At 70.2% G+C, this 19,627-nt stretch carries 20 protein-coding genes; 9 read left to right on the top strand and 11 right to left on the bottom strand.

Annotation, left to right across the window (positions count from 1 at the left end; all coding sequences use genetic code 11):
- Positions 1 to 85: 85 nt before the first annotated feature.
- The 3 genes from SACXIDRAFT_RS19680 (at position 86) to SACXIDRAFT_RS19670 (ending at position 2,882) form a co-directional block, all read left to right on the top strand.
- Entirely contained in the window at positions 86 to 1,027 is a 942-nt protein-coding gene (locus tag SACXIDRAFT_RS19680; RefSeq protein WP_006240436.1) for a RecB family exonuclease, read from the top strand.
- Positions 1,028 to 1,062: 35 nt separating this feature from the next.
- Positions 1,063 to 1,845, top strand: a complete 783-nt coding sequence (locus SACXIDRAFT_RS19675; RefSeq protein ID WP_006240435.1) for a thioesterase family protein — start codon at positions 1,063 to 1,065, stop codon at positions 1,843 to 1,845.
- A 107-nt stretch (positions 1,846 to 1,952) separates the two neighbouring features.
- The gene (locus SACXIDRAFT_RS19670; protein ID WP_006240434.1) at positions 1,953 to 2,882 is read left to right on the top strand and encodes a ParA family protein; all 930 of its coding nucleotides are present in this window, start codon (positions 1,953 to 1,955) and stop codon (positions 2,880 to 2,882) included.
- A gap of 28 nt (positions 2,883 to 2,910) precedes the next feature.
- On the opposite strand, the gene hisG is transcribed toward SACXIDRAFT_RS19670, so the two are convergent.
- Both hisG and SACXIDRAFT_RS19660 read right to left on the bottom strand, forming a co-directional pair.
- Entirely contained in the window at positions 2,911 to 3,756 is an 846-nt protein-coding gene (gene hisG, locus SACXIDRAFT_RS19665; RefSeq protein WP_006240433.1) for an ATP phosphoribosyltransferase, read from the bottom strand.
- A gap of 138 nt (positions 3,757 to 3,894) precedes the next feature.
- On the bottom strand, positions 3,895 to 4,158 hold the full coding sequence (locus SACXIDRAFT_RS19660) for a phosphoribosyl-ATP diphosphatase (protein ID WP_006240432.1): 264 nt from the start codon (positions 4,156 to 4,158) through the stop codon (positions 3,895 to 3,897).
- A 149-nt stretch (positions 4,159 to 4,307) separates the two neighbouring features.
- Here SACXIDRAFT_RS19660 and SACXIDRAFT_RS19655 point away from each other — a divergent pair, with 149 nt between their 5' ends.
- A complete protein-coding gene (locus SACXIDRAFT_RS19655; RefSeq protein ID WP_006240431.1) occupies positions 4,308 to 5,111 on the top strand; it encodes a class I SAM-dependent DNA methyltransferase in 804 nt (267 codons plus the stop codon).
- A 47-nt stretch (positions 5,112 to 5,158) separates the two neighbouring features.
- Here SACXIDRAFT_RS19655 and SACXIDRAFT_RS19650 read toward each other — a convergent pair whose 3' ends face one another.
- Positions 5,159 to 5,845 (bottom strand): HAD family hydrolase, encoded by a 687-nt coding sequence (locus tag SACXIDRAFT_RS19650; RefSeq protein ID WP_006240430.1) that lies wholly within the window; start codon positions 5,843 to 5,845, stop codon positions 5,159 to 5,161.
- A gap of 206 nt (positions 5,846 to 6,051) precedes the next feature.
- Here SACXIDRAFT_RS19650 and SACXIDRAFT_RS19645 point away from each other — a divergent pair, with 206 nt between their 5' ends.
- Positions 6,052 to 6,945 carry a PAC2 family protein gene (locus SACXIDRAFT_RS19645; protein ID WP_040922288.1) on the top strand — a complete coding sequence of 298 codons (894 nt, stop codon included), beginning with the start codon at positions 6,052 to 6,054 and terminating at the stop codon, positions 6,943 to 6,945.
- Between the two features lie 37 nt (positions 6,946 to 6,982).
- Here the strand turns inward: SACXIDRAFT_RS19645 and SACXIDRAFT_RS19640 are convergent, their stop codons facing one another.
- From SACXIDRAFT_RS19640 to SACXIDRAFT_RS19630, 3 genes are all read right to left on the bottom strand, one after another.
- Positions 6,983 to 7,807 (bottom strand): metallophosphoesterase family protein, encoded by an 825-nt coding sequence (locus tag SACXIDRAFT_RS19640; protein ID WP_006240428.1) that lies wholly within the window; start codon positions 7,805 to 7,807, stop codon positions 6,983 to 6,985.
- Between the two features lie 316 nt (positions 7,808 to 8,123).
- Positions 8,124 to 9,362, bottom strand: a complete 1,239-nt coding sequence (mshC, locus tag SACXIDRAFT_RS19635) for a cysteine--1-D-myo-inosityl 2-amino-2-deoxy-alpha-D-glucopyranoside ligase (protein ID WP_006240427.1) — start codon at positions 9,360 to 9,362, stop codon at positions 8,124 to 8,126.
- 26 nt (positions 9,363 to 9,388) lie between these two features.
- Positions 9,389 to 9,979 carry a TetR/AcrR family transcriptional regulator gene (locus SACXIDRAFT_RS19630; RefSeq protein ID WP_006240426.1) on the bottom strand — a complete coding sequence of 197 codons (591 nt, stop codon included), beginning with the start codon at positions 9,977 to 9,979 and terminating at the stop codon, positions 9,389 to 9,391.
- Between the two features lie 60 nt (positions 9,980 to 10,039).
- Here SACXIDRAFT_RS19630 and SACXIDRAFT_RS19625 point away from each other — a divergent pair, with 60 nt between their 5' ends.
- Complete coding sequence (locus SACXIDRAFT_RS19625; RefSeq protein WP_006240425.1) at positions 10,040 to 11,407, top strand: cytochrome P450; 1,368 nt, start codon at positions 10,040 to 10,042, stop codon at positions 11,405 to 11,407.
- A gap of 144 nt (positions 11,408 to 11,551) precedes the next feature.
- Positions 11,552 to 12,781 carry a S8 family serine peptidase gene (locus tag SACXIDRAFT_RS19620; RefSeq protein ID WP_006240424.1) on the top strand — a complete coding sequence of 410 codons (1,230 nt, stop codon included), beginning with the start codon at positions 11,552 to 11,554 and terminating at the stop codon, positions 12,779 to 12,781.
- Positions 12,782 to 13,071: 290 nt separating this feature from the next.
- Here SACXIDRAFT_RS19620 and SACXIDRAFT_RS19615 read toward each other — a convergent pair whose 3' ends face one another.
- The 3 genes from SACXIDRAFT_RS19615 to SACXIDRAFT_RS23640 all read right to left on the bottom strand — a co-directional run bounded on the left by SACXIDRAFT_RS19615 (position 13,072) and on the right by SACXIDRAFT_RS23640 (position 15,009).
- The gene (locus SACXIDRAFT_RS19615) at positions 13,072 to 13,812 is read right to left on the bottom strand and encodes a Clp protease N-terminal domain-containing protein (protein WP_006240423.1); all 741 of its coding nucleotides are present in this window, start codon (positions 13,810 to 13,812) and stop codon (positions 13,072 to 13,074) included.
- Positions 13,813 to 13,844: 32 nt separating this feature from the next.
- Positions 13,845 to 14,588, bottom strand: coding sequence for an MFS transporter (locus SACXIDRAFT_RS23645; RefSeq protein WP_232285340.1), 744 nt, complete (start codon positions 14,586 to 14,588; stop codon positions 13,845 to 13,847).
- Positions 14,589 to 14,745: 157 nt separating this feature from the next.
- A complete protein-coding gene (locus tag SACXIDRAFT_RS23640) occupies positions 14,746 to 15,009 on the bottom strand; it encodes an MFS transporter (RefSeq protein WP_232285339.1) in 264 nt (87 codons plus the stop codon).
- Between the two features lie 132 nt (positions 15,010 to 15,141).
- Here SACXIDRAFT_RS23640 and SACXIDRAFT_RS23840 point away from each other — a divergent pair, with 132 nt between their 5' ends.
- Positions 15,142 to 15,327 carry an alanine-zipper protein gene (locus tag SACXIDRAFT_RS23840; RefSeq protein WP_198284329.1) on the top strand — a complete coding sequence of 62 codons (186 nt, stop codon included), beginning with the start codon at positions 15,142 to 15,144 and terminating at the stop codon, positions 15,325 to 15,327.
- Between the two features lie 13 nt (positions 15,328 to 15,340).
- Here the strand turns inward: SACXIDRAFT_RS23840 and SACXIDRAFT_RS19605 are convergent, their stop codons facing one another.
- Positions 15,341 to 17,302, bottom strand: a complete 1,962-nt coding sequence (locus SACXIDRAFT_RS19605) for a VWA domain-containing protein (RefSeq protein WP_006240422.1) — start codon at positions 17,300 to 17,302, stop codon at positions 15,341 to 15,343.
- 16 nt (positions 17,303 to 17,318) lie between these two features.
- Entirely contained in the window at positions 17,319 to 18,740 is a 1,422-nt protein-coding gene (locus SACXIDRAFT_RS19600; RefSeq protein ID WP_006240421.1) for an ATP-binding protein, read from the bottom strand.
- 67 nt (positions 18,741 to 18,807) lie between these two features.
- Here SACXIDRAFT_RS19600 and SACXIDRAFT_RS19595 point away from each other — a divergent pair, with 67 nt between their 5' ends.
- A complete protein-coding gene (locus SACXIDRAFT_RS19595) occupies positions 18,808 to 19,617 on the top strand; it encodes an Rv1486c family protein (RefSeq protein WP_006240420.1) in 810 nt (269 codons plus the stop codon).
- Positions 19,618 to 19,627: the final 10 nt, after the last annotated feature.

The following is a 19,627-nucleotide window of genomic DNA, read 5'->3' as shown; positions in this document are numbered from 1 at the left end:
CGAGGATCACCTCTGCCGACCCGTCGGCGCGCCGCGTCGTGCCGTACACACACCGTTGTCATGGAGTCCGGTTACGCTGCCCCGCATGGCGAACGGGAGTACCACCACCGGCACGGCAACCGGCACCGCAACCGGCACCGCAACCGCCACCGCGACGTCTGACGTCGCGGCACCGGACACGCCGCGACGCCGCCCCGCGCTGTCTCCTTCGCGCGCGGGCGACTTCAAGCAGTGCCCGCTGCTCTACCGGTTCCGCGCCGTGGACAAGCTTCCCGAGACGCCCACCAAGGCGCAGGTCAGAGGCACGCTGGTCCATTCCGTGCTGGAGCGCCTCTTCGCCTTGCCCCGCACCGGGCGCACTCCCGGCGCCGCGAGGGAACTTCTCCGTCCCACCTGGTCACAACTGGCCGAGGAGAGTCCGGAGTGGACAGAGCTGTTCACCGATCCGGCTTCCGAGGAGGAACTCACGGAATGGTTCACCTCGGCGGAGAAGCTGCTCGACTCGTACTTCGCGATGGAGGATCCCCGGACGCTCGACCCCGAAGCCTGTGAGCTGCACGTCGAGACGGAGCTGAACTCGGGAGTGCTGCTGCGCGGCTACATCGACCGGCTCGACGTCGCACCGACCGGCGAGATCCGCGTCGTTGACTACAAAACCGGAGCGGCGCCGAGGGAGATCGGCGAGGCGAAGGCCATGTTCCAGATGAAGTTCTACGCCGTGGTGCTCTGGCGGTTGCGGGGCGTCGTTCCCCGGCAGCTGAAGCTGCTCTACCTCAGCGACGGCCAGGCTCTCGCCTACACCCCGGACGAGAAGGAACTCGCCCGCTTCGAACGGACACTGGAAGCGATCTGGGAGGCCATCCTCCGCGCGGGCCGCACCGGCGACTTCCGGCCCAGCCCCAGCAAGCTGTGTGGTTGGTGCTCACATCAACAGCACTGCCCTTCCTTCGGCGGCACACCGCCGGAATATCCTGGCTGGCCGGAACCGGATCCCGGTGAGGAATCGGCACTCGACCGCGCGGACTGACCGTCCCGCGCAGCGCGAACGGAGCGAGACGACACGTGGAGACGTTCTACCTGTCCCGAGGCGAAGGGCGTTACCAGCCCACCGAGCACACCGCGGGTCCGTGGACGCCCGATGCCCAGCACTTCGGCCCGCCGTCGGCCTTGCTCGTCCGCGAGCTGGAGTCCCTGCCCTGCGACGGAGAGCGCGGGCTCGCGAGGGTCACCGTGGAGATCCTCGGTCCCGCACCGCTGGCCGAACTCACCGTGACAGCCGAGGTGGTCCGGCCGGGACGTTCGGTCGAGCTGCTGTCGGCGACTCTGTCCGCCGGTGATCGGGTGGTGGCGCGTGCGGCGGCATGGCGGCTCGCCGTCACCGACACCGCCGAGGTGGCCACCGTGCCCGGCGAGGAGACGACCGCTCTGCCGTCCGTGGCGGACTGCCCCGTCGCCGAATGGCCGGAGGGCTGGCACGGCGGTTATCTCGACGCCGTGGAGTGGCGCGCGGCGCGGGGCGCTGTCTTGACCGCGGGACCTGCCGCTGTGTGGGCTCGCCAGCGGGTGACGCTCGTGGACGACGAGAAACCGAGCCCGCTCCAGCGGGTGTTCACCGTGGCCGATTCCGGAAGCGGTGTGTCCAACGTGCTCGATCCCCGGCGCTGGTTGTTCATCAACACCGAACTCACCGTGCACATCCACCGTGAGCCCGTCGGCGAGTGGATCTGTCTCGACGCCGCGACCACCGTGGGGCCACGCGGTCACGCGACAGCCCGCAGCACGCTGCACGACCTCGAAGGGCCGGTCGCGGCCGGTACACAGGCGCTGCTGGTGCGTCACCGCTGACGGCCGGGCGCGGGCGCGCCGCCTGACTCGCGCCCGCGCCGAGGCTGACTTTCGCGGTGTTGATCCACTAACCTGCTCGCAAACCACGAGACGGGAGCTGGGGCACTGTGCAGATCACTTCGGTGGTCAACCAGAAGGGCGGGGTCGGCAAGACGGCGCTGAGCGTCGGCACGGCCGCGGCCCTGGCTGAACGCGGCAGGCGAGTGCTGCTCATCGATCTCGACCCCCAGGGGCATGCCACGACCGAGATGCTGGGGCTGCCGGAACCGCCGCCCGAGGCGCCGAGCCTCGCCAAGGCGCTCACCAAGGCCTGGCGCGGCCCGATCGAGGACCTGGTGGTTCCTCATCCCCGGTGCAACGTCGGCAGGGGCGGCGCGTTCGATGTGATCCCGACCTCGCCGGGCATGTTCGACCTGATCCGGCGGCTCGACCAGTTCCGCGTTCCGGGCTGGCAGCTCGCCAGAGTCATCCAGTTCGCCGACTACGACCACGTCGTCATCGACTGCCCTCCCGCGCTGGACGTGCTCACCAACAACGCGCTCGTGGCGAGTCACGGGGTGCTCGTTCCCGTGCAGCCCGACCGCACGAGTATCCGCGCGCTGCGGCTCATGCGGGAGCAGATCGGATACCTCGAAGCCGCCGTGGGCCGCCCGCCACTGGTCTACCACGGTCTCGTGCCTGGCCTCTACCGGAGGCCGATGTCCGCGTACGCCGCGGCGGCGCTGCGCGAGCTCCAGAGCCTCGGCATCCCGGTGCTGGCGCACGTTCCGCTCGGCGTGGTCATCAACGAAGCGGCCTCCCGTGGGATCCCGGTGACCACGTTCGCGCCGGAGACCGCGCAGGCCGCGGCGTTCAGGGAGATCGCGCGGGTGCTCGACACCGACACGGCCGTCGCGGCCGTCCCGCCGAATCCTCCGGAACAGGAATTCGTGTTCGAGGACTTCATCGCCGAGGTGTCGAGCGCGCGGTCCGCCAACGACAGCGGCGCCCGCCGGAGGCTCTACGACCTGCTGCCGAAACGGCATCGCCCCGGCTGACACACCAGGGCGACGCCGTGTGGGAGCTTCAGAGCCTGCAGGCGCGGATGTCGGAGGCCAGTACTGCCCTGGCTCCGACGGCGGCGAGCTCGTCCATGATCGCGTTGACGCGCTTGCGGGGCACCATCGCCCGCACCGCCACCCAGTCGGCGTGCGCCAGCGGCGCGACCGTCGGGGACTCCAGCCCCGGTGTGATGGCGATGGCTTTCTCCAGCAGTTCCCTCGGGCAGTCGTAGTCGAGCATCATGTACTGCTGCGCGAACACCACACCCTGCAGGCGCGCCGCGAGCTGGGCCATCCTCGGCGACGGCTGCCCGCCCTTGCGGTGCACGAGAACAGCCTCGGACACGCAGATCGGGTCGCCGAACGCGACCAGGTTGTGCTGCCGCAGTGTGCGGCCCGAGCCGACGACGTCGGCGATCGCGTCGGCCACACCGAGCTGTACCGAGATCTCCACCGCGCCGTCCAGCCTGATGACCTCGGCCTCGATGCCGTGGCGGGCGAGGTCGTCGCGCACGAGCCTGGGATACGACGTGGCGAGACGCTTGCCTGCGAGATCCGCGACCGACCACTCACGTCCCTCGGGGGCCGCGTAGCGGAAGGTGGACCCGCCGAAACCGAGCGACAGCGTCTCCTCGACGGCGGCGCCCGAGTCCAACGCGAGATCCCGGCCCGTGATACCGAGGTCCAGCTCGCCCGAACCCACGTAGATGGGGATGTCCTTGGGGCGGAGGAAGAAGAACTCCACCTCGTTCACCGGGTCGAGCACGGTGAGATCGCGCGGCTCATGTCGCTGCCGGTAGCCCGCCTCACCGAGCATTTCCGACGCCGGTCCCGCCAGCGCTCCCTTGTTCGGCACCGCGACCCGCAGCATGTTGGTGTCCTTCCTCACTGACCAGCGAGGCGCCGTGGTCGTGCGTCGTCGCGCCGGCCACGCTCACCCCTGACGTTCACGCTGTTCACTTCACCGGTTCCCGGCGCCCCGCGCCAGCCGGTGGGCGCGAGACGGCGCTCACAGATACCGGTAGACGTCGTCCACCGTGAGACCGCGACCGAGCATCAGCACCTGCACCCGGTAAAGCAGCTGGGAGATCTCCTCAGCCAGCCGCTCGTCCGACTCGTGCTCGGCGGCGATCCAGACCTCGCCAGCCTCTTCGAGCACCTTCTTGCCCTGGGCATGCACTCCGGCAGCCAGCGCCTCGACGGTGCCCGATCCCTCGGGGCGCGTGCGGGCCCGCTCGCTCAGCTCGGCGTACAACTCGTCGAAGGTCTTCACGGCACAGATCCTCGCATCCCGCGCCCGTTTCCCCTCGGGGGACCCGCCGGGCAGGGGAACAGGACGGCGGGTCACGTAGTTGACTTACCTTGCCGAATCCACTTTGCTGAATTCGGCTCGTCACCGTACGACTACGGAAAGGTCGTGGTATGGAGAACGAGAGGCGCGAGAGCGAAATGGCGGGAGCGCAAGCCCGGCATGGACAGAGAGAGGTTCGGCTTCCCGACCGCGTCGAGCACATCGACCAGGACACCGAGTACTGCTCCGTGCTGGTTGACGGGGTCTGGCAGAAGATCCGCTTTCACGACTACGATCGCATTTTCGCCATTCCCGGCCTTTACGAACAGCTATTCCACGACATTCTCGACTGCCGCTCACCCGACGTGGTGGGCAAGCTGCTGAAAGAGCAACTTCAGCGGGAGAATGTGAGTCCTTCGTCACTTCGAGTGCTCGACCTCGGAGCGGGAAACGGACTCGTCGGCGCGCAGCTTCGCACGGTCGGAGCAGGCCATCTCGTGGGCGTTGACATCATCCCGGAGGCGCGGCAGGCGGCACTGCGCGACCGGCCCGAGGTTTACGACGACTATCTCGTCGTGGACATGACCCGGCTGGCGGAGCAGGACCAGGCCACGCTCGCGAGCAGACGGTTCAACGCGCTGTCGTGTGTCGCGGCACTCGGCTACGGTGACATCCCGCCCGAGGCGTTCCGGACGGCCTTCAACTTCGTCGCCGACGGCGGCTGGATCGCCTTCACCATCAAGGACCGGTTCCTCTCCGAGGCCGACACCTCGGGCTTCGCGCGGCTCATCGAGCGCGCCACGGAGTCAGGCTTGCTCACGGTGCACCAGTCGGAGCGTTACCGGCACCGGCTCGACGTGCGTGGCGAGCCGCTGCACTACGTCGCTCTCGTCGGCACCAAGCAGGCCGACATCCCGGCGGATCTGGTGTCCTGACCCCGTCGGCGGGCGGGTGGTCCGGAGGGCGCGCTCGCGAGCGCGCGCTAGCCGGAGATCAGCAGGCTTGCCAGTGTGGCGACATCGACGCCGACCAGCGACGACCGGAACACCCGCCGCCGCCCGGGCGGCACGGGAACCTCGTTGGGCACGACGAGCACCGTGCAGCCCGCGGCGGCGGCCGATTCGGCGCCAACCGGGGAGTCCTCGACGGCGACGCAGCGAGCAGGATCGACGCCGAGTGCTCTCGCGGCTCTCAAGTAGGGCTCCGGATGTGGTTTGTTCAGCCCGTCCACCTCGTCGCCGCAGACGGTGATGTCGAACATGCCGGCCCCGATGGTCCGCAGCGCCAGTTCGGTGATCTCCCGTTCGGTGGAGGTCACCAGCGCCGAAGGCACTCCGGCCGCGCGCACGGCGAGCAGTGCGTCACGAGCGCCGTCCCGCCATGGGAGCGCATCGGCGAAGATCTCCTTCGTCCTGACCCGCACCCAGTCGGCGACCTCGGCCACAGCGGCGTCGTGCGCGGGTATTCCGTTCACTTCGAGGAGATAACGGCAGGTGGCGGCCATGTTGGCTCCGACGAGGGTCGCGCGCTGCGCGGGCGTCAGCGTTCCTCCCAGCCATTCCGCCGCCTCGTAGAGGGCGACGTCCCACAGCTTCTCCGAATCGACGAGCGTGCCGTCCATGTCCCAGAGCACGGCGGCCACTCCGTCCACAACGGACGGTCTGTCCACGTCTTCTCCTCGGTCCTCGATTCGATCGGGCTCGACGCGAGGCCACGTTGCCTTGCGGTTGTGCGCGCACTCGGCCGAGGCGCGCGCGAACGTTCGCCGACAGCCTACGGTGAGCGATCAGTCGTCCGGCGCCGCGTCAGCATCCGATGAGAGGGAGCAAGGCGACGGATGCGGGAGAGCCCTGGCAGCGCCGTAGGCTGGGGGATGTGAGCACGCCCTTCGACGAGACGACACAGGAGCGGTCCGAGCCGAAGCCGGTGATGGTCCTTGCCTTCGAAGGCTGGAACGACGCCGGTGACGCGGCCACCACGGCGGTCGAGCACCTTCAGCTCAACTGGGACGCCAAGCCGCTGGCCGAGATCGATCCCGACACGTACTACGACTTCCAGGTCAACCGCCCCACCGTGCGGCTGGTGGACGGCGTGACGAGACGGGTCGAATGGCCGACGACGCGGCTGGCGGTGTGCAGGCCGGAAGGATACGACCGCGACGTCGTCCTCGTGCACGGCCCTGAACCGAGCATGCGCTGGCGGGCCTTCTGCGACGAACTGCTGTCCCACGTCGATCGCCTCGGGGTGTCCACGGTCGTCACGCTGGGTGCCCTCCTCGCCGACACCGCGCACACGCGGCCGGTTCCGGTCAGCGGCACCGCCTACGACGCGGAGGCCGCGGCACGCTTCGGGCTGGAGCGCAGCCGTTACGAGGGGCCAACGGGGATCGTCGGGGTCTTCCAGGACGCCTGCGTGAAAGCTGGGGTGCCCGCGGTGTCGGTGTGGGCGGCCCTCCCGCATTACGTGTCGCACCCGCCATCGCCCAAGGCGACTCTCGCGCTGCTGCGCAAGCTCGAAGACGTCCTCGACGTGCGCATTCCCATGGGTGCGCTGCCCGAGCAGGCCGAGCAGTGGCAGCAGACCGTCACGGAGATGACCAACGAGGACGACGAGGTGAGCGAGTATGTCCGCAGCCTCGAGGAGCGCGGCGACGCCGAGATCGTGCTCGACGAGAACAGCGGCGACAAGCTCGCGGCCGAGTTCGAACGCTACCTGCGCAGGCACGGCCCCGGAGGAGCAGGCGGGGCCTCGGGCCCCTCAGGCCGCTGAGGCCCGTGGGAGCGCCGAGAACGCCGAGACAGCCCGGTCACAGGACCTTCCGCAGGGGTATCGCGCCGCGCGCCCTGCGCCGCCACTCCCTCGGGTAGCCGAGTGAGACCTCCTCGAAGCGCACCCCGTCCACCTCGGTGGTGCGCGGGATGTGCAGGTGCCCGTAGACGGCGAGTTCGGCGCGGTACCGCACGTGCCAGTCGGCGGTCTCTTCGGTTCCGCACCACAGCACGAACTCCGGATAGATGAGGGGTTCCGTGGGATGGCGGTGCAGCGGCCAGTGCGACACCAGCACGGTGCGGTGATCGGAAGGCACCTCGGCGAGCCGCTTCTCGGTGTACTCCAGCCTGCGCGCGCACCATTCCTGGCGGCTCGGATGCGGGTCGGGATGCAGCAGGTACTCGTCGGTGCACACGATGCCTGCCTCCCTGGCCTGCCGCAGTGCCTCGGTCAGCGGAACACGCTCGGCGGGCGCTGCCCGCCAGCTGTAGTCGTAGAGCACGAACAGCGGCGCGACGGTGAGCGGCTTTTCCGCGTGCGGCCACACCGGGTAGGTGTCCTCAGGGGTGAGCACGTCGATGCCCCGGCACCGGCGCACCAGTTCGAGGTAGCGTTCCTCGCCGCGGTGCTGGTCGGGGTCCTGCGCGGTGGTCCACAACTCGTGGTTGCCTGGTACCCACACCACCGTGGCGAACCGTTCCCGCAGGGTGGCGAGCGTGTCGATGACCGTTTGCATCCGTTCGGCCACGTCACCGGCGACGATCAACCAGTCGTCGGCGTTCTGCGGTGTGATCCGGTCGAGGAAGGCTTCGTTCCCCTGGTGTGTGATGTGCAGGTCGCTGGTCGCATACAAGTTGGGCACGCGCCCACGGTAACGGCGGGGGCAAGCGCCGCGGCAGTCTTCGAGGCGATCCGGACATCGGCCCACGGCTCACTCGCCCACCGGGTGTTCCTCCGCTGTCCCTGACACAACCGCCACAGGACAGCGGAGGAGAGGCGGTCCTCGGCTCAGGCCAGCCTCACCACCAAGGCGGCCCGAACAGCGTGGAAGGTGCGTAACCGGTCGGCGAGGAGCGACAGCCCGCCGCGCGGGCAATCCACCACAGCCCGCCGAGCGGGCTATCCACCACAGCCCGCCGAGCGGGCTATCCGCTACAGCCCGCGGCGCGGGCAATCCGCTACAGCACCACGCCGAGCAGCGAATCGACGGCCGACCGCACGAGCGCCGGCGCCGACTCGCTCGGGCCTCCGTGGCGCACCGCCTCGTCGGCCCAGGCGTCCACGGCGGCGAGCGCCTTCGGGGTGTCAAGGTCGTCGGCGAGGTGGTCGCGCAGGCGTTCGATGGTGCTCTCGGCCTCGGGGCCCGAGGGGATGGAGACCGCCTCCCGCCATCGCGCGAGCCGCGCCTCGGCGCGTTCGAGAAGCTCACTCTTCCACGGCCGGTCGGCGCGGTAGTGGCCGGAGAACAGGGCGAGCCGGATGGCCGAGGGATCGACCCCGTCCGCGCGCAGCCGCGACACGAAAACCAGGTTGCCCTTCGACTTCGACATCTTCGCGCCGTCGAGCCCGATCATGCCGGCGTGCACGTAGTGACGGGCGAACGGGTACTCGCCCGCGAGTGCCTCCGCGTGGGCCGCGCTGAACTCGTGATGTGGGAAGGCGAGGTCCGAACCACCGCCCTGGACGTCGAAACCCATGCCGAGACGGTTGAGCGCGAACGCGCTGCACTCGACGTGCCAGCCGGGACGGCCAGGGCCGAGACTCGTCTCCCAGGACGGCTCCCCTTCTCGCGCGGCACGCCACAGCAGCGCGTCGAGCGGGTCGCGCTTGCCCGGCCTGTCCGGATCACCGCCCCGCTGACCGAACAGTGCGCGCATGGTGTCCTCGTCGTAGCCGGACTCGTAGCCGAACCGGCCGGTGTAGGAACGGTCGAAGTACACGTCCGGATACTCCGGATCGTCCACGCGGTAGGCCGCGCCGTTGGCCAGCAGCTTCTCGATCATCTCGACGATCTCCGGGATCGACTCCACCGCGCCCACGAAGTCGTGCGGCGGCAGCACCCGCAACGCCTCCATGTCCTCACGGAACAGCGCGGTCTCCCGCAGCGCGAGCACGACCCAGTCGTCGGAATCCCGTTCGGCCCGCTCCAGCAACGGGTCGTCGATGTCGGTGACGTTCTGCACGTAGTGCACGTCGTGCCCCGCGTCCAGCCACATCCGGTGAACGAGGTCGAACGCGAGGTAGGTCGCGGCATGTCCCAGGTGGGTGGCGTCGTAGGGGGTGATGCCGCAGACGTACATCTTCGCGAGGCGGCCGGGAGCGGTGGGACGGATCTGTCCGGTGGCCGTGTCGTGCAGCCGCAGAGGGCGCGAGGTTCCGGGTACACGGGGCACGGCGACCGATGACCAAGTCTGCATACCTCAACCCTATGCGGGTTGCGGGTTCACCGGTCCGCGTGGTGGACCGGCCGCCAGAAGCGTTCGAGCCCTTCCCTGAGCTCGGTGGGCGACGGGGATTCCTCCGGATCGAGGACCCACTGCACGGCGAGGCCGTCACAGACGGCGATGACGAAACCGGCGATCGTCCTGACCTTCGGATCGTCGGCCGTGGTCCCGTCCCCGAGAGACTCGGCGACGAGTTCGGCCACCCGCTCCCTGCACCGGCGGTACTGCCTCGCGAACTGCTCCCGCACCACCGGATCCCGCTCGGCCTGCGCCAGCGCCTCCAGGTATGCGACGGCGAGTTCGCGGTGACCGTCGAGCCCTTCGAGCATCGCCGACCACGCGGAGATGCCCCTTTCGGCTGTCGAGGCGTCGGGGTCGGCCATCGCGACGCGGGCGAGCTGCACCGTCCACTCCTCGACGGCCTCGCCGAGTGCTTCGTTCAGCAACCCTTCCTTCGAGCCGAAGTGGTAGCCGATCGACGCCAGGTTCGTGTCCGACTCGGCAACGAGGTCGCGTGCGGTGATCCGCGCGTATCCCTTGGTGCGCAACAGCCGCCGCGCGGCGGCGAGCAGATCTTGCCGGTGGCCCACGGGCAAAAGAGTACGGCACGGTGTGGACACCAAGATCTATACGGGCGTATAAAACTACTCATGGCGACCGACATCACACAGCCCGTCGTACGACTCGACAACCTGACCGCGACTCGCGAACCCCCAGGCCCTCGCCTGCCGATCCTCGTCCAGACCGCGATCTTCGGGCTCTTCCGGCAGCACTGGCTTCCCTCCCTGCGGCGCCGCTACGGCGACGTGGTCCGGCTGCACGTCTACCCCGAACGGTCGGTCGTCGTCCTCTCCGACGTCGAGCACATCAAGGCCGTGTTCGCGGGGCCTGCCTCCGTGTTCCACGCCGGTGAGGGCAACATGATCCTCAAACCCGTGATGGGCGAGCACTCCGTGCTGCTCACCGACGAGGACGTGCACCTGCGAGCCCGCAAGCTGCTCATGCCCGCGTTCGCGGGCGCCTCACTGCGCGGCTACCGCGAGATGATCACCGAACTGGCCGAGGCGGAGGCACGCCGCTGGCCCGAGGGCCACGCGTTCCCGGCCCACGCGAGGATGCAGGCACTCACCCTCGAAGTCATCCTGCGGGTGGTGTTCGGCGTCGCCAAGGGGCCGCGACTGGACGAGTTGCGGCGCCTGCTGCGGCGGGTCGTCAACGTCGGGCCGATCGAGCTGATCGGCTGGTACAACCCTCGCCTTCACGGCAAGGGACCGTGGCGGCGCTACGCCCTCGCGCAGCACGCGATGGACCGGCTCCTCTACAGCGAGATCGCCGAACGCAGGAAAGCGCCCGACCTCGACCTGCGCAGGGACGTGCTGTCGCGCCTGCTCACCGTCCCCACCGCAGCCGGGGAGACCCCGCTCACCGACGCGGAACTGCGCGACCAACTCGTCACGTTGTTGCTGGCAGGCCACGAAACCACGGCAACCACACTCGCCTGGGCGTTGCACGAACTCGCCCGCCACCCGTCCGAACTCGCGAAGGCGACCCGCGCGGCGGACGGTGACGGCGCCGACGACGACAAGTACCTCGAAGCGGTCGTCAAGGAGGCCATGCGACTGCACCCGGTGATCGCGGAGGTGGCGCGCAAGCTCACCTCCGACATTCAGATCGGCGACCTGCGCATCCCCGCTGGCCACACGGTGATGCCGTCGATCTCACTGGTCCATGCCGACGACTCCCACCACAGCGACCCTCACCGGTTCCGCCCCGGCCGTTTCCTTGACGGCGGGCCACCTTCCGGCACGTGGTTTCCGTTCGGCGGAGGTGTTCGCCGGTGTCTCGGTGCCAGCTTCTCCCTGCTGGAGTCGGTCATCATGCTCCGGGCCGTGCTCCGCAGGCACCACGTCGCACCTGAGCGGCTCCGCCCGGAACCCGCCAAGGCCCGCAACATCACGATGGTGCCGGCACGCGGAGCCCGGATCGTGGCCACCCCGCGTCACAGAGAACGGGGCTGACCCGGTGACTCACCCGGAGACATGCAGCCACTCACCGTGACAGTCAACCCGCCTAGCGTAACGACACGGTGACGTTCCTTACCTAGTCTGGACAGACGGGCTCGTCCGGACCTCCGCGGTCTCTACCGGAAAGAGGGGTGCCTGATGTCCACGACGAACAACACCGGCAACGGCGAGGAGACCGGCCGCTACCTGATCCTGTTGCAGGAGGATTCCGCCGCAGCCGCGCTGAGGACGATGGCGCGGGTGGCGGGCGTTCGCGCGGCCAGCACGGCCGATGTCACCAGCTACGGCGCCGCCGATTCACTGAGCGGCGCCGACGGGTTGCTGCTGCACGACCTCGGTGTCGCGGTCGTCAGGGCCGCACACGATCAGGCCGACGCGTTGCTCCGCGCCACCGCCGAGCATGGGCCGCTCGCGCGAGTGGAGCCGGAACGCGTGGTCAGGGCCTACTCGGCACCACCGGCCGAGCCCGGCGAAAGCGGGCAGGACACCACAGGGGGTTCTGCCCACTCCGCCCTCGCCGAGTCCCCGCTGACCTGGGGACTGCGGGCGATCGGCGCCGGATCCGGAACCGCCACCGGCGCAGGCGTCCGGGTCGCGGTGCTCGACACGGGATTCACCGTGGACCACCCCGACTTCGCGGAAAGGGAAGTCGAGACACGATCCTTTGTAGAGGGTGAGGACGTCGAGGACGGGCACGGCCACGGCACTCACTGCATCGGCACGGCATGCGGCCCGCACGCCTCGGAGGAAGGGCCCGGCTACGGCGTCGCCCCCGGGGCGGAGATCTACGCGGGGAAGGTACTCAGCAACGCGGGCACCGGAACGGACGGCGACATCCTCGCAGGCATCGCGTGGGCGGTCAGCAGCGGATGCGCCGTGGTGTCACTGTCCCTCGGCTCCCCCACCCGGCCCGGCGAGCCGCACTCGGAGACGTTCGAGACGGTGGCACGCAGGGCGATGCGGCGCAATACGTTGATCGTGGCCGCGGCAGGCAACGAGAGCGACCGCACAGGCGGAGTACTCGCCCCGGTGAGCCATCCGGCGAACTGCCCCTCGATCCTCGCCGTGGGTGCTGTTGACGCCTCGCTCGCGGTGGCCAACTTCTCGTGCGGCACGGTCGATCCGAACGGCGCCGTCGATCTCGTCGCACCCGGCGTGAACGTTCACTCCAGCTGGACGCTGCCGGAGAAATACCATTCGATCAGCGGCACCAGCATGGCAACCCCGCATGTGGCCGGAGTGGCCGCGCTCATCGCCGAGAAGCACGGCGCACGCGGGTGGGAACTCTGGGCCAGGCTCGGACAGTCGGCGCACAGGCTCCCCCTGCCGTCCACCGATGTGGGATCGGGCCTGGTGCAAGCCCCCTGACTTCCCGCACGCGTGTCCGCACTTCCCGCACGCGTGTCCGCACTTCCCGCACGCGTGTCCGCACTTCCCGCACGCGTGTCCGCACTTCCCGCACGCGTGTCCGCACTTCCCGCACGCGTGTCCGCACTTCCCGCACGCGTGTCCGCACTTCCCGCACGCGTGTCCGCAGCCTCCGGCGCGGACACGCCACCCCCCCCCGTACCGAAACTGCCAACACCCGCACATAGCCTGCGGACACGGGTGCACGGCGTGCGGACACACCGGCGCTACGACGTCACGACAGGGCCACGTCAGGCCGAGCCGGAGCCCGAATCCGAGTCCTGCGCCGACCCCACCATGGCTTCCAGATGTGCGGCGACGGCCCGCTCGACCGCTTCCTTCGTCAGTCCGAGCCCGGAAAGCGGCCCCGCACCGTCCTCGGCGTCCAGCAGGGCGAGCAGGATGTGCTCGGTGCCGATGTAGTTGTGTCCCATGCGCAGCGCCTGGCGGAACGTCAGTTCGAGGACCTTCCGGGCGTCCTGGTCGTAGGGAATGAGATCGGGGACCTCGCTCTGGCGTTCCGGCAGCGCCGAGGTCACCGCCTGGCGCATTGCCTCCGTGCTCACTCCCTGTTCACCGAGGATGACGACCGCGAGCGACACGGGATCGTTGAGCAGGCCGAGCGCGAGGTGTGCCGGGGCGATGGTGGGATTTCCTGCGGCTCGCGCCTCCTCCTGCGCCGCCATGACGGCGCTGCGGGCACGCGGTGTGAAGCGCTGGAATCCCTCGGCCGGGTCGAGAGGCCCCGCCTTGTTGACGAACCGTTTCTGCACCGCCTGCTTGCTGACGCCCATGCTCTTGCCGATGTCGGTCCAGGACGCGCCCGAGCGCCGCGCTTGGTCAACGAAGTGCCCGATGAGGTGGTCCGACACCTCGCCGAGATGTTCGGCGAGCATAACGGCGTCCGACAGCTGCTCCAGCACGTCCGAGCGGGCGTTCTTGATCGCCTCGATGAGGTCGTCGAGTCTGATTGTGGGCATGTTCTTCGCCATGCGTCAACGATAGGTTGACAGCCTCCGAATCGTCAATCAACGGTTGACGATTCGGAGGCTGCTCGGCGCGCGGCGACGAACAGGACCAGTGCCACAAGGCCCGCTGCTGCGGCCACAACGGGAGGATGGGCCAGACCACCGGCAGCGAGCACACCGCCGCCGATCGCGCCGCCCGCCGCCACGCCGAGATAGGTGCCCGACGTGTTGAGCGCGAGCGCCTGTGTGGCAGCAGGCCCCGCCAAACCCGTGGAGTCTCGCTGCACCGCGGGAGAGTTCCAGAAGGCGGTGCCACCCCACACCGCGACCACCGGCAAGAGCACCACGAGCGACGCCGGGCGCCACGACCACAGCGCGAGCAGTGCCGCCATCGCCGCCACGAACGCCGCCACACCGGTGACCAGCGTCCGATCTGGACCCCAGCGGTCGGTCGCCACGCCTTCGGCCCAGATTCCGAGCATCCCCGCCACACCGGCCACGGCGAAGAGCGCACCCCGCTCCCCCGGCCCCGCGTCCGCCAGCACACCCACGTAGGGAGCGAGATACGTCAGCACCGTCATCGACCCGAGCATGAGCACGAGGTTCGCGGCAAGTCCGAGGGACACCGCAGGCCGGGTCAGGATGGCGAGCCGGCGCCGCACCGGTAGCGGAGCCCGCGCGCCTGTGTCCGCGGGCAGCACGAACCTGACCACCACGCCGAACGCAGCCCCGGCGAGCGCCATGAGCGCGAACGTGGCCCTCCATCCGAACGCGCCGCCGACCCAGGTGCCCTCGGGCACACCGACGGGCGATCGCGCCGGTCACCCCGAACGCCACCACCGCGACATACCGCCCGATCCGCTCGGGTGGCGCGAGTGAGGCGGCCGTGGCGAACAGCGCCGGTGTCGCCGCCGCGGCGGCCAGCGCCGCGAGTACCCGGAGCGCCAGCAGCACCGGCTAGCCCGGAGCGAGCGCGTTGGCGAGGGTGAACACCGCGGCCGCTGCGATCAGCACCGCTCGGCCGGTGATTCGCCCGGCCCCGATGGCGATGATCGGCGAGGCGATCGCGATGGTCAACGAGAAGGCGGTCACCAACTGCCCCGCCGTCGCGGCGCTCACATCGAGATCGTGGGCGATCTCCGGCATGACTCCTGCGCCGACGTAGTCGTCGGCGTAGAACGCGAGCGCTCCCCGCGCCGAGAACGACAAGCCATGGGGCACGCGCCGACGCTAGCGACCAGCGGCGAGGCTCCGCACCCTGTTTTCGCATCGCCCGGCGGCGAAGCCGCCACGGCCTGCCAGCTCAGCGGCACCGCTCACGGAGCAGGCTGACTGCCAGCACGTGTACACGAAGTGCGGACACGGCTGAACGAACTGCGGGCAGACGCGCACGAAGTGCCGACACACGTGCGCAAGGTGCCAACACACGCGCGAAGTGCCAACACGCGCGCGCAGAGTGCGGGCACGCGTGCGGGAAGTGCCAACGCACGCGCGGGAAGTGCCAGCACGCGTGCAGGAAGTGCGGACACGCCGGCATAGTGCGGCTCTGGGATCAGCGGTTCCGGCGGTGGCGGAGGTAGTCGCCCACGACGGCCGCGCCGAGGCCGTCGGCATCCGGGGCCACGACGCGGCCGCCGCAGCGGCGCGCCAGCGCGTCCACGAACGCCGCCAGCCTCGGCTCGTCGCCGAGCCGGAACACGGTGAACGCCGCGCCCAGCCTCGCGATCCGATCCACTTCGGACAGTGTCGCTGCGAGCGTTCGCGGGCTCGGCGGGTAGGCGAACTCGGCGCTGCCGTCGGCGTCGAGGTGTGCCGTCGGTTCCCCGTCTGTGATCATCAGCACGACGGGTGTGGCGTCGGGATGGCGCCGCAGGTGCCGCTGGGCGAGCAGCAGCGCGTGGTGGGCGTTGGTGCCCTGCTCCCAGGTCCCTTCGAGGCCGACGAGTTCCTCGATCCGCACCGACCGGGCGTGACGGCCGAACGTCACGACGTGCAGCGCGTCTGTCCGGAACCGGGTCGAGATCAGGTGGTGCAGGGCCAGCGCCGTGCGTTTCATGGGAAGCCATCGGCCTTCGGCGACCATCGACCACGACGTGTCCACACACAATGCCACGGCCGCCCTCGCGCGATGCTCGGTCTCGACGACCTCCACATCGGACACTTGAAGCCGGACCGCGCCGGAGCTGTCGCCCGCCGCCGAGCGCAGCACGGCGTTACGCACGGTCTGCGGGACGGCCCACGGCTCGCTGTCGCCGAACTGCCACGCCCGGGTGGACCCGGTGGGTTCGCCTGCCGCTCCCGCCGACGCGGTGTCGCGCCTGCCGGTGTGGGTGCGCAGTGACCGGACGACGTCGGCGAGCGCGGTCTCCCCGAGTCTGCGCAGCGCCCTCGGCGTGAGGCGAAGCGCGCCGTCGGGAGCGCGTTCCAGGAGTCCCTGCTCGCGGAGTTCGCGTTCGAGTTCGGACAGCTTACGCGCGGAGACGGCGGCGGCGGGTCCGAGCTGTCGCCGCAGCGCCTCGACGTCGATGTCCTCGAGTCTCGCGCCGGGGTAGCCCTGGGAGAGCTGCTCGGCCAGCGCGTCCAGTTCGGACAGATCGACCATGGCCCTCGCACCCTCGGCGAGCCCGAGGGGATCATCGCCCCGGAACCGGCCGGACGACGTCCAGTCCTGCCCCGGCCGCAGTGCTTTGAGCCGGTCGTCGAGCTGGGACAGCTGCTGGGCGATGCGCTGGTCCCCGAACGCCTGCCGCGACAGTTCGGCCAGCTCCTGCCGTTGCTCCAGCGTCATCGAGTTCAGCATGCGCTGTGCCGCCGATGCCCTCGCCGCGAGCAGGTCGATCAGCTCGTCGATGTCGCGGGGCTTCTCCGGGAAGTACTCGCCGTGCCTGCGCAGGAACTCGGCGAACCGCCGGTCGATGTCGTCGAATCCCCGCGCGTGCGCGGTGAGCAGCGCGTTGAGGTCGGCCAGCATGCGGTTGAGGCGTTCCACGTCCTCCGGCGACGTCGAGCGCAGCGCCTCGGCCATCCCCTCGAACCGCGACCGCAGCAACTGCTGCCCCAGCAACTCGCGGATCTGCTCGTAGGCGCGCCGCCCTTCCTCGGTGGCCCACTCGTAGTCGGCGAGTTCGCTGACGGCGGCAGCCGTTCCCGAGGGCAGTGCGTCGAGCCTCGCCTGCCGGAACCTGGCCTCGTCGGAGTCCTCGGCGGACGCGGCCAGCCGTTCGGACGCCACGGCCTCGTCGAGCAGGCGCCGCGCCTCGAGGAGCGTGCCGTCGAGCCGGTGCCTGCGCTGGATGTCCGCGCGCCGCTGCCACAGCTGTCGTGTCAGCTCGTCGAGCCCCGTCATCGAGCGGGTGCCCCGCCGCAGCAGCTCGTCGAGCGCCGAGGCAGGAGACGCGCCAGCCATGACCTCGGAGCCGATCTCCTCGATCGCCTCGCGCAGGTCGGCAGGCGGGGCGAGCGGATCGGGCCCTCCGTGGTAGGGACCGTACGAATAGGACTCCGGAACGCTCATGGTTGCCTCACCTCGATCACGGCCCGTACACCGTGGTGCCACCCTCGACGTCCTTGGCCACCCGCCGCGCCAGATACAGCGATTCCAGCGCGAGTTCCACGGCCGAGGCGATGCGCGGGGCCGGGTCGTCGGCAGGGACACCGGCTCGCTGGGCCACTTCGTGCAGCACCGGCAGCTCCGGCAGCGCGGCGAGCAGATCCGCGCCACTCACCCGCTCACCGGTGGCGACGAGGTGCCCGTCGGCCACGGCATCCGCCAGTGGCCGCAGGTCGAGGCCCGCGAAGAGCTCGCTCGCCGTCTCGGCGACGGCGAGCCGCAGCAGGTGGAGGAGGTGTTCGGTCTCGCGGCCCTCCTCGCCTGGTTCGAACTCCACCTTGCCGCGCAGCACACCGGCGACGGCGTCGAGATCGACGGGCCTCGCCACGGCGGGATGCTCGCCGGTGAGCGCGGACCTCCGCAGCGCGGCAGCGGCCACCGTCTCGGCCGCGGCGACGGCGAACCGCGCGGACACCCCCGAACGCTGGTCCACCACCGCCGAACCACGCAGGTTGCGCACGAACCTGGCGAGCACCGACAGCAGCGGATCGCCGACCTCGGCCACCAGCCGCGCCTCCTGCTTCACCACGTCCACCTCGGCGGCCACGTCGAGCGGGTAGTGCGTGCGCACCTCGGCGCCGAACCGGTCCTTGAGCGGCGTGATGATGCGGCCCCGGTTCGTGTAATCCTCGGGGTTGGCCGTGGCGACCAGCAGCACGTCGAGCGGCAGCCGGAGCGTGTAGCCGCGGATCTGGACGTCCCGCTCCTCCATCACGTTCAGGAGGGCGACCTGGATCCGCTCGGCGAGGTCCGGTAGTTCGTTCACGGCCACAATGCCCCGGTGGGCGCGCGGCACGAGTCCGTAGTGGATCGTCTCGGGGTCGCCGAGGCTCCGGCCCTGCGCGACGCGCACGGGATCGACGTCACCGATGAGGTCTCCCACGGAGGTGTCCGGCGTGGCGAGCTTCTCGGTGTAACGCGCCGACCTGTGCACCCACCTCACCGGCAACTCGTCGCCGAGTTCTTCGGCACGCCTGCGGGAAGCGGGGGTGATGGGCGCGAGCGGGTGCTCGGCGAGTTCGGCCCCTTCGATGACCGGTGTCCACTCGTCGAGCAGCCCAGCGAGGGTGCGCAGCACGCGGGTCTTTCCCTGGCCGCGTTCCCCGAGCAGGATCACGTCGTGCCCTGCCAGCAGGGCGCGTTCGAGCTGCGGCAGCACGGTGCGGGAAAAGCCGACGATGCCGGGCCAGGGATTCTCACCGGCCCGCAACGCGGCCAGCAGATTGTCGTGGATTTCGGCTTTCACGCTCCGGGGCGCATGCCCCTCGGCCCGCAACTGCCCCGCGGTTCGGGGCAATTCGGCAGGCGGCCGGATGGAGATCGGGGACTGTGCGGACGTCACAGCGACGACGCTACTGGCGGTTCCGTCGCCCGTCGATGTCACCCCGCTGCGGGTAGGCTCGACCCTCGTGTGCTGTCCCAGTGCGACTCTCGCTGTGTGGTCCTCGGCCTGGCTTTCCGGTGCCGCGGCTTCCGACGACGTGCTCGACGCGCTGCAGGTGTGGGGCGAGGCTCACGAGGTGGTGGCGCACGACGAGGCCACCGCCGAGGTGTTCGACGTGCCGGTGACCGGTGAGGTCCCCGCCCCGCCCGCGCGGCTGCTGGGTGCTCTGCGACGGCTCGGAACCACCGACGGCCGCCTGGTACTGCCGGTCGCGGGCGACGTGCGCGGTCTCGGCGCGGGCGGGCCGTTCGCCTCGGCCGCCCTGCGGGCGGGTGAGGCTCTCGTGTTCGCCGACCTCGGCTTCGGCGTGGTGCCGCAGCATGTCGCGGAAGGTCTGTGGCGCTGGACGGTGTTCACCCTGACGAGCCACCCGCTGTCGGGGACGCCCGCACCCGAGTACGTGCCGCTCGGCGAGGCCGAGCACGGGCTCACCGAGGCGGTGCGCGAGAGCGCGGGAACCCTGCAGGCTCTCGACGTGGCACGCGACCGTCCTGGCGTGCGGGCGGAGTTGTCGGCGCGGCTGCGGGCCCGGCCGCGTCCCGAATGGCCGCCCGGGATGCCGGGCCGGACCCTGCGGGTGCTGCAGCGTGCCGAGGAGATCGGGACGATACTCGGGCTCGCGCAGGCCGACGAGCCGGGCGGTGCGGTGTCGGCGTCGGCGGCGGCGCGCAGAGCCGAGGCCCTGCGCCCGCTGGGCGACGCGGTGCGGCGAGCCCGCTGTGCCGCCGTGAACGAGGCGATCCGGTTGTTCGCCCGAACGTCCGAGACGTCCTAGGACCACGGCA

Origin of the sequence: Saccharomonospora xinjiangensis XJ-54, assembly GCF_000258175.1 — a bacterium.
Lineage (GTDB): Bacteria > Actinomycetota > Actinomycetes > Mycobacteriales > Pseudonocardiaceae > Saccharomonospora > Saccharomonospora xinjiangensis.
Note: the sequence above shows the minus strand (reverse complement) of the source record. Positions and strands in the feature narration are given on the sequence as shown.